16 protein-coding genes are annotated in these 13,606 nt (G+C 63.8%); 9 read left to right on the top strand and 7 right to left on the bottom strand.

All coding sequences use genetic code 11. The annotated features are described in order from the left end of the window. Positions 1–103 precede the first annotated feature (103 nt). The 5 genes from H7F35_RS34850 to H7F35_RS22295 all read left to right on the top strand — a co-directional run bounded on the left by H7F35_RS34850 (position 104) and on the right by H7F35_RS22295 (position 4,810). Complete coding sequence (locus H7F35_RS34850; RefSeq protein WP_261803311.1) at positions 104–751, top strand: hypothetical protein; 648 nt, start codon at positions 104–106, stop codon at positions 749–751. Between the two features lie 41 nt (positions 752–792). Continuing rightward, entirely contained in the window at positions 793–1,395 is a 603-nt protein-coding gene (locus H7F35_RS22310) for a TenA family transcriptional regulator (RefSeq protein ID WP_261803310.1), read from the top strand. Then, positions 1,389–2,414, top strand: coding sequence for a cysteine synthase family protein (locus H7F35_RS22305; protein ID WP_187108761.1), 1,026 nt, complete (start codon positions 1,389–1,391; stop codon positions 2,412–2,414). The genes H7F35_RS22310 and H7F35_RS22305 overlap by 7 nt, the downstream gene beginning before the upstream one ends. Positions 2,415–2,463: 49 nt before the next feature. After that, positions 2,464–3,906, top strand: coding sequence for a LysE family transporter (locus H7F35_RS22300; protein ID WP_187108760.1), 1,443 nt, complete (start codon positions 2,464–2,466; stop codon positions 3,904–3,906). 94 nt (positions 3,907–4,000) lie between these two features. Next, positions 4,001–4,810 carry an alpha/beta fold hydrolase gene (locus H7F35_RS22295; protein ID WP_187108759.1) on the top strand — a complete coding sequence of 270 codons (810 nt, stop codon included), beginning with the start codon at positions 4,001–4,003 and terminating at the stop codon, positions 4,808–4,810. A gap of 10 nt (positions 4,811–4,820) precedes the next feature. On the opposite strand, the gene H7F35_RS22290 is transcribed toward H7F35_RS22295, so the two are convergent. The 3 genes from H7F35_RS22290 to H7F35_RS22280 all read right to left on the bottom strand — a co-directional run bounded on the left by H7F35_RS22290 (position 4,821) and on the right by H7F35_RS22280 (position 7,080). Beyond that, entirely contained in the window at positions 4,821–5,813 is a 993-nt protein-coding gene (locus H7F35_RS22290; protein WP_187108758.1) for a tripartite tricarboxylate transporter substrate binding protein, read from the bottom strand. Between the two features lie 203 nt (positions 5,814–6,016). Next, positions 6,017–6,679: an NAD-dependent epimerase/dehydratase family protein gene (locus H7F35_RS22285; RefSeq protein WP_187108757.1), complete on the bottom strand. Its 663-nt coding sequence runs from the start codon at positions 6,677–6,679 to the stop codon at positions 6,017–6,019. A gap of 14 nt (positions 6,680–6,693) precedes the next feature. After that, a complete protein-coding gene (locus H7F35_RS22280; protein WP_187108756.1) occupies positions 6,694–7,080 on the bottom strand; it encodes a thioredoxin family protein in 387 nt (128 codons plus the stop codon). A 102-nt stretch (positions 7,081–7,182) separates the two neighbouring features. On the opposite strand from H7F35_RS22280, the gene H7F35_RS22275 reads away from it, so the two are divergent. Next, entirely contained in the window at positions 7,183–7,521 is a 339-nt protein-coding gene (locus H7F35_RS22275) for an Mpo1-like protein (RefSeq protein ID WP_187108755.1), read from the top strand. 15 nt (positions 7,522–7,536) lie between these two features. On the opposite strand, the gene H7F35_RS22270 is transcribed toward H7F35_RS22275, so the two are convergent. Further along, on the bottom strand, positions 7,537–8,748 hold the full coding sequence (locus H7F35_RS22270; RefSeq protein ID WP_187108754.1) for a YihY family inner membrane protein: 1,212 nt from the start codon (positions 8,746–8,748) through the stop codon (positions 7,537–7,539). A 109-nt stretch (positions 8,749–8,857) separates the two neighbouring features. Between H7F35_RS22270 and H7F35_RS22265 the strand changes: the two genes are divergently transcribed. After that, on the top strand, positions 8,858–9,268 hold the full coding sequence (locus H7F35_RS22265) for a DUF2069 domain-containing protein (protein ID WP_187108753.1): 411 nt from the start codon (positions 8,858–8,860) through the stop codon (positions 9,266–9,268). After that, positions 9,265–10,701, top strand: coding sequence for an FAD-binding oxidoreductase (locus H7F35_RS22260; protein ID WP_187108752.1), 1,437 nt, complete (start codon positions 9,265–9,267; stop codon positions 10,699–10,701). The genes H7F35_RS22265 and H7F35_RS22260 overlap by 4 nt, the downstream gene beginning before the upstream one ends. 308 nt (positions 10,702–11,009) lie before the next feature. Here H7F35_RS22260 and H7F35_RS22255 read toward each other — a convergent pair whose 3' ends face one another. From H7F35_RS22255 to nthA, 3 genes are read right to left on the bottom strand one after another with little or no spacing between them, the layout of a single operon-like run. Beyond that, entirely contained in the window at positions 11,010–11,360 is a 351-nt protein-coding gene (locus tag H7F35_RS22255) for a nitrile hydratase accessory protein (protein ID WP_187114368.1), read from the bottom strand. A gap of 11 nt (positions 11,361–11,371) precedes the next feature. Then, positions 11,372–12,037: a nitrile hydratase subunit beta gene (gene nthB / locus H7F35_RS22250; protein ID WP_187108751.1), complete on the bottom strand. Its 666-nt coding sequence runs from the start codon at positions 12,035–12,037 to the stop codon at positions 11,372–11,374. Continuing rightward, positions 12,034–12,687, bottom strand: a complete 654-nt coding sequence (gene nthA / locus H7F35_RS22245; RefSeq protein WP_187108750.1) for a nitrile hydratase subunit alpha — start codon at positions 12,685–12,687, stop codon at positions 12,034–12,036. The genes nthB and nthA overlap by 4 nt, the downstream gene beginning before the upstream one ends. A gap of 76 nt (positions 12,688–12,763) precedes the next feature. Between nthA and H7F35_RS22240 the strand changes: the two genes are divergently transcribed. After that, positions 12,764–13,606: a thymidylate synthase gene (locus H7F35_RS22240; protein WP_187108749.1), complete on the top strand. Its 843-nt coding sequence runs from the start codon at positions 12,764–12,766 to the stop codon at positions 13,604–13,606.

Here is a 13,606-nt window from a genome sequence, read left to right as displayed (position 1 = left end):
CGCAGGTCACGAAAAAGAAAAATTCTTTTCGCGATGGCGAGCCCGATGACTCAATAAATCAGGCGTCTGAACCACCATTCAAATGACAGCGGAGGAATCAATCATGAACATGACGTATGACTGGATAGGAAGTCCATCGGATATGAAAAGAGATGGCGCCGCCATCCTCGAGATGCTCGACGCAAGTGTCAGGGATGACGGCATGCTCGGATACAGCACTCGCCTTTCGAGGGAGGAGGCTGACGCATTTCTCGCATTCTGGGAGTGGCAATTACAGAACAAGGCGGCCAGCATATTGCTCGCACGCGACGAAGCTGGCGTGTGTGCGATGACCTTCATGCGGATCAATCAAAATCGAAATTACATGCATATCGCCGACCTGAGCAAGGGCTATATCACACCAAGAATGCGTGGAACAGCGCTTTTGTCAAATCTTCTTCTGAAAATTTGCGAAAAAGCCAAAACACTAAATATCGAATTGTTGACCTTGGATACGCGGGAGAACTCACGGGCATTCAAGGTATGGACGCACTTCGGCTTCAAGAGTCATGGAGTCCTGCAGGACTACTCCCGCTCGGGCGGAAGGAGCCATGTAGGGCACTTCATGAATCAACGCGTGGAAGATTTGGGAAAAAATTGTCAAAAAGGGGAAAAACTCGTGCTGCAAAATAAAAGCGATTTTCGCGCAAAACTGGAAAACACACTGCACCAGGAAATTGCGAAAAACATCCTCTATTCGCTCTTTTCCTAGATCCGGAACGCCCGAATCTCAGGTTGATGCAGAGTGTTGCCGTGGAAGCCTATCAGGTCACCAAGCATTTCATCAGCTATATAGAGCATCTCTATTTTTATTGCCCATTGCCGAGGCACAAGCGATTCCTCCTGACGAACCTCTACGAAGAAGAAACCGGCCGCCTCTCCCGGACAAAAAATCACATTGAATTGATGGCGGATTTCATCGAGGCACTGGGAGTGCCGGATAGCGTGCGGGATGCCGTCAAACCAATGAAAAGCACGCTCGACCTTATTCGCTACCGACTGGACGCGGTGAAGGACCCTTCCAATTACCACATCGGGGCTGCAGCAGTAATGATCGCGAGTGAAGGCCAGAATCTGGAAAACGAAGCGCACGAGGCGCGCGACAGCTTGTTCGGTAGAACCTACGGACTGACCGAGCAGGATTTGAGATTTTTCTCCGTCCATCGAAAGGAAGATGTCGGCCACGTACAGCAAGGCCTCAATCTCGTTTCCGAATACTGCACCACGAAAAAAATGCAGGACGAGGCACTTTTTGCCGTCCACCACACCAGCAGACTTTTCTACCAGATGTACGAAGGCATGTACCAGGCCTTCGTGGTCTCACCCAAGGCCGAAGAGCTCCTGATCAAATGCTGAAAATAAGATCCAGCCTGCCCGAAATCATCGGAAACACGCCCGTTCTGCGGCTTCAAAACGATCTGATTCCGAAAGGTAAATCGCTTTACCTGAAGATGGAGACCTTCAATCCGACCTGCAGCATCAAGGATCGGACGGCCTACGCGTTGATCTTGGCTGGAATCGCTTCCGGTCAATTGAAAGAAGGAAGCACGATCATCGAATCGACCTCCGGCAATCTGGGAAAGTCGCTGGCGATGCTGGGGGCGGCCATGGGCTTCAAGGTCATCATCGTCGTCGACCCCAAGGTGAGCCGGCAGAATCTGTCGATCTACGAGGCTTTTGGCGCGCAGGTGGTCGTCGTGGATACCCTGGATGAAAACGGGGGGTATCAAAGAACGAGATTGAAGAAGGTCCAGGACCTGTTGAAGACGGTTCCCGATGCGTACTGGCCCAACCAATACGACAACGCGTCGAACAGGAAATTCCATTCCGATGTGACAGCGGAGGAAATTCTCGATCTGAACGTCGAATTCGATACCGTCATCGGCTCGGTCAGCACCGGCGGCCACCTGTGCGGCATCGCCGAAAAGCTGAAGCTCGAGAAGCCGAATACGAAGATCGTCGCGGTCGATGCCATGGGGTCAGCCATCTTCCAGGGGAAGTACAAGCCGCACCTGATGAACGGACTGGGCCTGAGCTGGAGAACCCGGAACGTCAACACGGCGGTGCTGGACGAATACATGCTGATTGGCGACACCGAAGCTTTTTCGATGTGCCGCCATCTGGCGAAAACGTCCGGTCTGTTGCTGGGCGGGTCGAGCGGCGCAGTCATTCTCTCGGCATTGAGGCAACTTCATCTGGGTTCCGCAAGAAGCGCGCTGTGCATCGTCGCGGACTCGGGCTGGAACTATCTCGACCAGCTCTACGACGACAACTGGCTGGAACGACATGACATCGAGCTGATGGGCCCCGGCGAATTGCTGGCGGGGCTGGAAGAGCTGCACTGCGCGCGCATCGATGAGTCCAGCGCGCCATAGCGCTCAACCACACCACAAGCCCAGGGATGACTGATCGAGGGAGGCCTCGATGGGTCTGCTCACGTTCGTCATGTCCAAATTCACATTACCGCCCCAGCCACAAGCTGCCGCTTTCGGGCGACTGCAGCATCATTGCGTTATTGAACAGTTGGCGCTTGGCCGACGCGAATGGCACTTCACCGCATTCCGCAAGCTGGACGAAGTGCTTTCCGATCCTGCGTTTCCCTGCCTCTTCGGCCGCCGGGCCTGGCGGGACAAAAGCGCATTCCTGCTCTTTTGCAGACGTGCTGAAGATCAAGGCCTCGAGGATCTTCATCAGGGCTTGATCGAGTACACCGAGTTCGTGAAACAGACGCCGGTCAATCAGCGACTGTTTTCGCCACTTGTCATCTTTGTCGAGGATCCGCCCGGTCATCAGGCCGAGGCTCACCATCGCCACGCGTGGCATCTGCTCCAGGGGCTGCTCGATGCCGATCGGCAGCCCTGGCCATCAGGCGTTCCGACGGATCCGAACGATCCGCTTTGGACGTACTGCTTCAATGGCGTGCAGTTGTTCTTCAATATCAGTTCGCCGGCACACCGTGCGCTGCGCAGCAGATGCCTGAGCAGCCACCTGAACCTGATCGTCAATCCGCGCGAGAACTTCGACGTCGTCGCGAGTGCCCAAGATCGAGGCGGTCAGCTGGTACGACAGAAGATCCGCGATCGCGTGCGCGCCTACAACGCCGGCTTCGTGCCCGCCGAACTCGGCTTCTTCGGAGAGCACGGCAACTTCGAGTGGAAGCAATTTCAATTGAATGAGCCTGGCCTGCCCGCTGCGCATCAAGCAAGACACCGAGGAATCATCATGAGCGATCTCAACTTTTCCCTGACCGCGCTGTACATGACGTCGGTGGTCTCGCTGCTCGTCACGCCCGGCCCTGTGACCCTCCTGGTGGTTCGGGCCGGACTGGCCGGTGGCATGCGCCACGCCATGCAAACGATCTGTGGCACCAACGCGGCATCGCTGGTGCTCATCTTCGCGTCGGCACTGCTTATCAAGGGCCTGCTGGTCATTGATGGAACCGTGTTTTCCCTGGTCCGGATGTTCGGCTGCCTCTACATCGCATGGATCGCGCTGGGGATGGTCAGGGAGGCTTGGCGCGCACCGCCCGGCGACGCAGGCAAAGGCTCCGCCCCGATCCCCGCGCGGGCCGGGTTCGTTCGCGGCTTCACGCTGGCCATATCGAATCCGAAGGACATCATCTTTTTCGCGTCCTTCCTGCCTCAGTTCATCGGCGTGTTGCCGACGCCGGATCAGAGCCTCGGATTGCTGACGGTCCTGTGGATCGTGCTCGACTTCACCACGCTGGGCCTGCTCGCGTTTCTGATACGCCGCGTGGTCGGACCCGCACAGGAACGACGCCTGCTGCTGATCTCTTCGCTACTGCTCCTGCTGATCGGGATCGGAGGCTTCACACACGCGGTGTACGAGATCATGGCGACGAACTGAAGCTGCGATGCTCCCGGAGCGCAGGGCAGCGGTGCAAGTAGGTACCCGGTATCCTGTGCACCCACTCGAACCTGCGCGCGGCAAAGCAACAGACATGAACCTCACCGTCAACAACTATTCCACCTACTGCTACACCGCCGGCAAGCCCTTCGACGCGGCCAAGCCCACGGTCGTGTTCATCCACGGCGTGCTCAACGACCACAGCGTGTGGATCCTGCAAAGCCGCTGGTTCGCCAACCACGGCTGGAACGTGCTGGCAGTCGACCTGCCCGGCCACTGCAAGAGCGACGGCCCACCACCCGCGAGCGTGGAAGAAGCGGCGCAGTTCGTCATCGCCCTGCTCGATGCGGCCGGCGTCGACAAGGCGGCGCTGATCGGCCACAGCTTCGGCTCGCTGATCGCGCTCGAAGCCGCCGCCCGCGCGCCGCAACGCGTGACGCACCTGGCGATGGTCGGCACGGCCTATCCGATGGTGGTGTCGCCCGCGCTGCTAGAAAGCTCGGTCAGCGATCCGCAGCGCGCCATCGCGATGGTCAACACCTTCTCGCACTCGCTGCTGGCGCCGCCGCCCTCTTCGCTCGGCCCCGGCACCTGGCTCTACGGCAGCTCGCGCGCACTCATGCGCCGCGTGCTGGCGAGCAACCGCGAGCACAACGTGTTCCACATCGGCTTCAAAGCCTGCAACGACTACGCCAACGGCGATGCCGCGATGGAAGCGGTGCAATGTCCTGTGCTGTTTCTGCTGGGCGACGCCGACCAGATGACGCCGCCGCGCGCCATCAAGGCACTGGCCGGCAAGGCGCGACAAGGCAAGGTGGTGACGGTGCACGCGGGCCATTCGCTGATGAGCGAAGCGCCCGACGAAGTGCTGTTCGCGCTGCGCGATTTCGTCAGCGCCCCCTGACGCGGTCGACTTAGTCCGTGACGATGCCCGCGCGGTGGGCCAGCGCACGGTAGCGCGGAATCTCGCTGTCGATCTGGCGGCGAAATCCAGCTGCGCCGATGGCCACCGGCTCCATGCCCTGCGCGCGCAATTGCGCCTGCAACGCAGGGTCGCACATCGTCGCGGTGATGGCGTGCGTCAATCTGGCGAGCACCGGCGCTGGCGTGTGTGCCGGCGCGGCAAAGCCATACCAGGCGTCGAAGCTGGCGTCGGGCAGGCCCTGCTCCGCCAGCGTGCGTATGCCGGGCAGCAGGCCGGAGCGTGCGGCACCCACGATGCCGAGCGCCCTCAGCTTGCCTGAGTGCACTTGCGGCGCGACGGAGGCCACAGTGTCGATGCCCAGATCGACTTCTCCGCCGATCACCGCCAGCAGCCCCTGGTTGCTGCCCTGGTAGGGAATGTCCTGCAGCGCGATGTCCGCCGCCAATGCGAACAGCTCGCCCGTGAGATGCGGGCCCGAGGCGTTGCCGAAGGTGGCGTAGCGGATGCGGCCGGGCCTGGCCCTGGCATCGGCAATCAGCTCGGGCAGCGAGCGCCACGGCGTCGCGCTGCCGGCGAACAGCACCAGCGGCACGCGCGCCACGATGGCGATGGGCGCCAGGTCGCGCGACGGGTTGTAGGACCGCGTGGCGCGCAGCGCCGGGTTCACGCTGTAGCTGGTGGAGCCCGACAGCAGCAAGGTGTAGCCGTCGGGCCGGGCCCGAGCCACGATGTCAGTGCCGATGACCGTGGACGCGCCGGGCTTGTTGTCGATGACGATGGGTTGCCCCAGCCGCTGCGACAAGGTCTCGCTGATCCTTCGCGCCACGATGTCCGTGCCGCCGCCCGGCGAAAAGGGAACGACGAGGCGGATTGCCCGGCGTGGCCACGCGTCCTCTGCGACGGCCGCAGCAGGAGCGGCCAGGACGGCAGAGGCACAAAGAAGAAGCTGGCGGCGAGAAACGTGGAGGTTGGCGAATTTCATGGCAGATGGCGGCAACGAGACGATGCAGCGCAAGCTTCGCGCGCATCGCCTGTCGCTCGCACAGGCTCGCGGATCGATTCAGATGGCGCGTAGTCCAAACCCGCCCATCGATGCCGATGCTTGCCGACAAGACATGGCGCCTTGAACAGAACCCCGGCATGGCGCTGTACCGGCACGCAACGGCCGAGTGTGCCCGAGGAAGCTCAGCGCAGCGCGTTGATGTCCGGCGTTTCGAGCAGCACCTTGGGCGCGCCGCGTCGCGCCACGATCAGCATGGCGCGGCCGACCTGCTCGGTGGTCGTCATCCTGTCGGGCCAGAGCCGGTAGGCCAGGCTGAGCAGCGGCGCGATGACGACGTAGATGCCGTTGTACAGCGGCGTCTTCGAGCGCGCGCCGTTCAACGGCTGGATGACGCCGGGGCGGAACATGTAGGCGGCCTTGAACGGCAGGCGCAGCAAGGCGTTTTCGGTCGCGCCCTTCACGCGTGCCCACATGCTGCTGCCGCGCTCCGTGCTATCGGAGCCCGCGCCCGTCACGTAGGTGAAGGTCATGCCCGGGTTGAGCCGCGCGAGCACCGTGGCGGCCGCGAGCGTCAGGTCGTAGGTGACGCGCTTGTAGTCGGGCTCCTTCATGCCGACGGACGACACGCCCAGGCAGAAGAAGCAGGCGTCGAAACCCTTCAGCTCCGACTCGATGCCCGTGTAGTCGTACATGTCCTTGTGGACCAGTTCGTACAACTTCGGATGCGTGTTCCCCGTGACGCTGCGCCCGATCGTCACCACGCGCTCCACGTCGGGTGCGAGCAGGCACTCGCGCAGCACGCCCTGCCCCACCATGCCGGTGGCGCCAAAGATCAGGATGTTCATGGAGGGGGTTCCGGTCAGACCGTGAAGACGGTCGGCTTCTTGTTGAGCACGGCGAGCAGCAGGTCGACGTCGAAGCTCGACGCCTTGGGCGGCTGCAGCGCCGAAAGCATGCGCGAGAGCGTCTCGGCATGCGGCAGCAGCGGGCCCAGGAAACGCGTGCCGTCGGCACCGGCGACCAGCAGGGTCGGGAAGGTCTCGACATCGAAGGCGTCGGCAATGTCGGCGTGGTCCTCGATGTCGACCCAGGCAAAGCGGAACTGCGGATGCGCGCGCGCCACCTGCTCCAGCAGCGGCCGGTAGTCGCGGCAGGTGCCGCACCATTCAGCGCACAGGCACACGACCCAGGGCGCATCGCTGCTGGGCGGCTCGGCGGATTCGGGGGCGACGGGAAAGGCGCTCAAGGCGGATGCGGCAGAGGTGTCAATGGAAGGCCGGGGTGGTGCGGCCGGAAGGTCGTGGCTATTATCGACAAAGCCCCTCCAGGGGCGCAGGAGACTCGCACGATGAACACCACGACTGCCACGGGATCTGCCGTCGATCCGCGCCGTTTCAAGAGCTTTGCGGAGTTCTATCCGTTCTATCTGACCGAGCACGCCAACCGCACCTGCCTGCGGCTGCACTTCGCGGGCTCGACGCTGTCGCTGCTGTGCCTGGTGGCGCTGGTGGTCACGCTCAATCCGTGGTGGCTGCTGGCCGGCTTGGTGGCGGGCTACGGCTTTGCCTGGGTCGGGCACTTCGGCTTCGAGAAGAACAAGCCGGCGTCGTTCAAGCGACCGCTTTATTCCTTCATGGGCGACTGGACGATGTACCGCGACATCTGGCTCGGCCGGGTCAAGATCTAGCCGCCCCGTTTGCTCCTAGATCAATAGCACATCACCCAGGCGCAGCGCGCGCAACGGGCCTTTTTGCCAGAGGTCTTCGAGCGGCTCGGCCTGCGGCATCAGCAGTTCCTTGAGCAGCGGCTCGATGGGTGTCGACGGGTCGGCCAGCAGCACGTAGCGCGGGTCCTGGTCGGCGGGCTCTTCGGCCAGCGGCGCGATCCAGTCGAGCGCCACCAATGTTTCGAGCACGGGCGCCAGTTGCAGCGCATCGACCCGCATGCGCGTCACCAGCTCGGTCGCGCCCATGCCCTTGGCCGGCGTCGCTCGCGCGCGCGCCAGATGCTGCAGCGCTTCCATGGCCAGTTGCATCGGCCAGCCGGCGGCGCCGCCACGGCGCGCAACGCCCGTGAGCAGGCTCGGCAAGTACGCCGCGATCACCGCGCCCAGCAGCACGATCACCCAGGCCACGTAGATCCACACCAGCAGGATCGGGAACGTGGCGAAAGCACCGTAAAGCACCGAATAGGTCGGCACCAGGCTCAGGTAGTAGGCCAGCACGCGCTTGGCGATCTCGATGGCGGCCGCCACGAAAATGCCGCCGGCCCACGCGTGCGACCAGCGCACATTGGTGTTGGGCACGTAGTGATAGAGCGACGCCATGCCCGCCGCGAGCAGCACGAATTCGAGGCTGTCGAAGGCCAGCTTGACCATGGTGCCGCCCACCACGTCGCGCGAGGCCGAGAACACATAAGAGGTGGTCGACAGGCTCACCGCCAGGATGATCGGCCCGAGCGTTATGGTGGCCCAGTAGATGAGCACCCGCTGTGCAAGAGGCCGTGGCGAGCGCACTCGCCAGATGTTGTTGAGCGTCTTGTCGATGGTGAGGATCAGCGCAATGGCGGTGATCAGCAGCACGATCAGCCCCGCGATGCCCAGGCCGCTGGCCTTGCTTGCGAACTGGTTCAGGTAGCCGAGCACCTGGCGCGCGATGTTGTCGGGAATCAGGCTTTCGATGAGCCAGCGCTGCAGGCGGCCCTGCATCTTGGCGAACATCGGGAACACCGTGAACAGCGCCAGCGCGACCGTGAAGAACGGGACCATCGCGATGGTGGTGGTGAAAGTCAGGCTGCTGGCCGTGAGCCCGAGCCGGTCTTCGCGAAAACGCTCGCCCAGCACCGCCGCAGTGTTGCGCCACGGAAAGCGCGAAAGATCCCTCCAAAGCTGCCGACGATTCATGGCCGGTATCATAGAAGCTGAACTCTCCCCCAGCCTCCGCGCACTTCGTGTCGCTGCGCCAACCCCCTCACCGGGGGCGATACCAGCGGCCCGGCAAAGCCGGTTCCGCGGTATCCCGCCCATGAATGCCAACTTGCCGCTTCCGCCCTCTTCCGTCCGCGCCACCCGATGGCTTGCAGTGGGCAGCCTCGTCGGCCTCATCGTGCTGGGCCTGGCCTGGGAGCTGTGGCTGGCGCCGCTGCGTCCGGGCGGCTCGCTGCTTGCGCTCAAGGTGCTGCCGCTGGTGATTCCGCTCGCGGGGCTCTACAAGAACCGCATGTACACCTACCGCTGGGTCAGTCTGATGATCTGGCTCTATTTCACCGAAGGCGTGGTGCGCGCGTGGAGCGACACCAATGGCGTGGGGCAAGTCCTCGCGCTCATCGAGGTGCTGCTGTGCCTCGTGCTCTTCGCCGCTTGCGCCTGGCATGTGCGCCTGCGCTTGCGCCACGCCAAAGCCGCTGCCCGCCCCCTGGAGGCTTCCGCCCAATGACGACCATTTCTTCTTCCGCCGCCCTGATCGACCAACTGCGCGCCATCGTCGGCGCATCGCACGTCCTGAACGAGGGTGACCTCACTGCCTACGAACAGGACTGGCGCAAGCGCTCGCGCGGCAAGTCGCTGGCCGTGGTGCGCCCGGCCAACACGCAGCAGGTAGCCGATGTCGTCAAGGCCTGCGCCGCAGCCGGCACGTCCATCGTGCCGCAAGGCGGCAACACCGGGCTGGCGGTCGGCTCCACGCCCAACGACAGCGGCACGCAGGTGGTGCTGAGCCTGCAGCGGCTGAACGCCATCCGCACCATCGACGCCGCCAACCTCACGATGACCGTCGAGGCCGGCTGCATCCTGCAGACCCTGCAGGAAACGGCAGAGAAGGCCGGCTACCTGTTCCCGCTGAGCCTGGCGGCCGAAGGCAGCTGCACCATCGGCGGCAACCTCGCGACCAACGCGGGCGGCACGCAGGTCGTGCGCTACGGCAACACGCGCGAGCTGTGCCTGGGCCTCGAAGTGGTCACGCCGCAGGGCGAGATCTGGGAAGGCACCAGCGGCCTGCGCAAGGACAACACCGGCTACGACCTGCGCGACCTGATGATCGGCAGCGAAGGCACGCTGGGCGTCATCACCGCCGCGACCATGAAGCTCTATCCGCTGCCGGCCGCGCAGCTCACCGCCTGGGCCGCCGTGCCTTCGCTCGACCATGCGGTCACGCTGCTGGGCCTGGCGCACAAGCACCTGGGCTCGGGGCTCACGGGCTTCGAGGTGATGGGCAAGTTCGCGCTGAGCCTGGTCGCCAAGCACATGCCGCAACTGCGCGTGCCCTTCGTCGACGATGCGGCCGTGCCCTACTGCGTGCTGCTGGAGAACTCCGACAACGAATCCGAAGACCATGCACGCGCACGCTTCGAGGCGCTGCTCGAAACCGCCTTCGAGGACGGCTGCGTGACCGACGCGGTGGTGGCAGAGAACCTCACGCAGGCGCACCAGCTCTGGCACATCCGCGAGAACATTCCGCTGGCGCAGGCCGAGGAAGGGTTGAACATCAAGCACGACATCTCGATTCCGGTGTCGCGCATCCCGGCCTTCGTCGCAGAAACCGATGCGCTGCTGGCGCGCGAGATCGCCGGCGTGCGGCTGGTGAACTTCGGCCACCTGGGCGACGGCAACCTGCACTACAACGTGCAGGCGCCGGAGAACATCGACACCAAGGCCTTCCTGACGAACGAGGAAGAGCGCATCAACACGCTGGTGTACGACGCGGTCGAGAAGTTCGGCGGCTCGTTCTCGGCCGAACACGGCGTGGGCTCGCTGAAGGTCGACAAGCTCGAAAAGCACAAGTCGCCGGTGGCGCTGGAGATGATGCGTGCGATCAAGCGCGGGCTCGATCCTAAGAACACGCTGAACCCGGGGCGCGTGATTCGGGTTTAGTCGTTGGTCGGGGGCATTCGGGGTGCGTGCGAATGACACCGGGCACTCCCCTCCGCGAATGTCCCCCGCTTCACTCCTCCTTTATTTCGCTGCGGGGAGTGCCCGGCGTCATTCGCACAGGACGCGCCGTGCGTTTGCGGCCGATCAACCAGTGCTCTGAAAACGCTCACGACGGCGGTGTGCTCTGCGCAGCGAAATAAAGGAGGAGCGAAGCGGGGGACATTCGCGGAGCAGAGCACGCCGTCGGCGTGGGCGCCGCCCTGAACAACAGCAGCACCAAAACGCCAGGCAGATCGCGAACAGCGCGCTTAAGGGAAATCCTCGCCGCGCAGCTCGATCGGCTGCCCGTGCGGCGTTCGGTCGGCCGCGTGGTCCCACGCATGGCGGTAGCGCGCGAGTTCGTCGCCAGAGCTGGCACCCTTGTGCGCCACGAGGTATTCGAGGGCTGCCAGCCAGTGGCGGTAGTAGGTCTCGCCGGTGTCCGGATCGCCCGCAGCCTGCGCGGCGGAAATCTGCGCAGCCAATGCCTCTGCCCACTCGGTCCAGGTGAACAGGCCGCCTTCATGCAGCGCCAGCGTCATCGCGAAGGCCTGCGCCTCCCAGGGCGCGCTGAACACTGGCCCGTCGGCATCGCGGGGCATGCCGGACGCCAGCGGCATGTTGCCGCCCGTCACGCAATCGCCTCCAGGTAGCTTTCCCACGCATCGACGGACACCGAAAGGTTCTGGCGTGGAGCGTCGACGCCCCACAGCTCGGCCTCGTCGAAGACCACCGTGTAAAGCCACTGCGGCTGCTCGCCCAAGCCCTGCGCGTTGGCGTCGGCAAAGACGTGCGCGCCGTGCAGATGCGCGATCACACCCTGCTTGCCCTGCACGTAGCCGGGCAGGCGCGTGTGGTGATCGACCTTGCCCAGATGCATGCGCACCGGTTGGCCCAAGGCAAAACGCGCCGGGGCCGGCGCAGGGCGTTCGGTCGACGAGCCCTTGGCCAGAACAGCCGGCACGTTCGCGGCCTGCAGCACACGGGCGACGGGCGCTGCCGCGTGGCGCATCTCGCCAGACGCGATCTCATCCGGAAAGACCTGTCCGCGTTGCAGCATCAATTGTTCGAGCGCGCAGAGCCATATCTGGTAGTAGCTCAGGTCGCGGTAGTCGGGCAGTGTCTCGCGCACGGCGCGGCTCGCATCGATGTTCCACGAACCGGTCGCGCCCATGGCCAGCGTGAGCGCCAATGCGCGCGGCTCCCACGCACCATGGAACAACTCGCCTTCGGGTTCGGGCGTCACCGGCCCGAAGCCTGGCTGGCCGCCCAGGTCGGCCTTGGTGACGTAGCTCATGCGGGGCCCTCCTCTTTGGCAGGCACCTCGACCAGCCGCGTGCCGATCATCGAATCGCGCGACACCAGCGCGGCCAGTTCGTCTTCGGCCAGGTCGTCGGTGCCGGGCGGGCGTTGCGGAATCACGAGGTAGCGCACCTCGGCGGTCGAGTCCCAGACGCGAATGCGCGTGGACTCGAGCAGCGTCACACCAAAGTCGGCCAGCACCCCGCGCGGGTCCTTGACGACCCGCGAGCGGTACGGCGCGCTCTTGTACCAGGTGGGCGGCAGGCCCAGTACCGGCCAGGGGTAGCAACTGCACAGCGTGCAAACCACCATGTGGTGCTGCGCGTCGGTGTTCTCGACCGCGACCATGTGCTCGCCCTGCCGACCCGTGTAGCCGAGCGAGGCGATGGCCGCCGTGGCATCGGCCAGCAGCCATTCGCGAAATGCCGGATCGACCCAGGCCCGTGCCACCACCCGTGCGCCGTTGCGCGGGCCGATGCGGGTCTGGTAGGTGTCGATCAGCGTGTCGAGCGCGGCGGGGTCGATGTAGCCCTTTTGCGTCAGCACGCTTTCGAGGGCACGGACACGCAGATCCATCTCGCCGAGTTCGCTGTGGTCGTGGCCATGGGCGTGTTCGTGGCCGTTCGTGGGGTGGTCTTGGCTCATGCCCGCCATGCTAAGCCCAGGCACTTAAAATTCGAAACACCCGGCCCGGCCCGCCAAACACCTTCTTCCTCCTCCCATGACTTCCACGCCCAATCGCCCCGTCCGCTCCCAGTACGAAGACTTCATGCGCCACGTGGACACCCACGGCGTGCAAAAAAGCGACCGCACCGGCACCGGCACCAAGAGCGTGTTCGGCCACCAGATGCGCTTCGACCTGAACGAAGGCTTTCCGCTGGTGACCACGAAGAAGGTGCACCTGAAATCCATCATCCAGGAACTGCTGTGGTTCCTGACCGGATCGAGCAACAACAACTGGCTCAAGGAACGTGGCGTCAGCATCTGGGACGAATGGGCGCGCGAAGACGGCGACCTGGGCCCGGTGTACGGCGTGCAGTGGCGCAGTTGGCCCACGCCCGACGGCGGCCACATCGACCAGATCTCGGACGTCATCAAGACGCTGAAGACCAACCCCGATTCGCGCCGCATCATCGTGAGCGCATGGAACGTGGCCGAGCTGTCGAAGATGGCGCTGATGCCTTGCCATGCCTTCTTCCAGTTCTACGTGGCACCGGCACAGGCCCCCGGCGAGCGCGGCAAGCTGAGCTGCCAGCTCTACCAACGCAGCGCCGACATCTTCCTGGGCGTGCCATTCAACATCGCCAGCTACGCGCTGCTCACGCACATGGTGGCGCAGCAGTGCGACCTGGACGTGGGCGACTTCATCTGGACCGGTGGCGACTGCCACATCTACAGCAACCACGCCGAACAGGTGGCGCTGCAACTGAGCCGCACGCCCTACCCGTACCCCACGCTGAACATCAAGCGCAAGCCGGCTTCGATCTTCGACTACCAGTACGAAGACTTCGAGGTGCTGGACTACCGGCACGGCGATCCGATCAAGGCGCCAGTGGCGGTGTGA

The organism is Variovorax sp. PAMC26660, assembly GCF_014302995.1.
Lineage (GTDB): Bacteria > Pseudomonadota > Gammaproteobacteria > Burkholderiales > Burkholderiaceae_C > Variovorax.
Note: the sequence above shows the minus strand (reverse complement) of the source record. Positions and strands in the feature narration are given on the sequence as shown.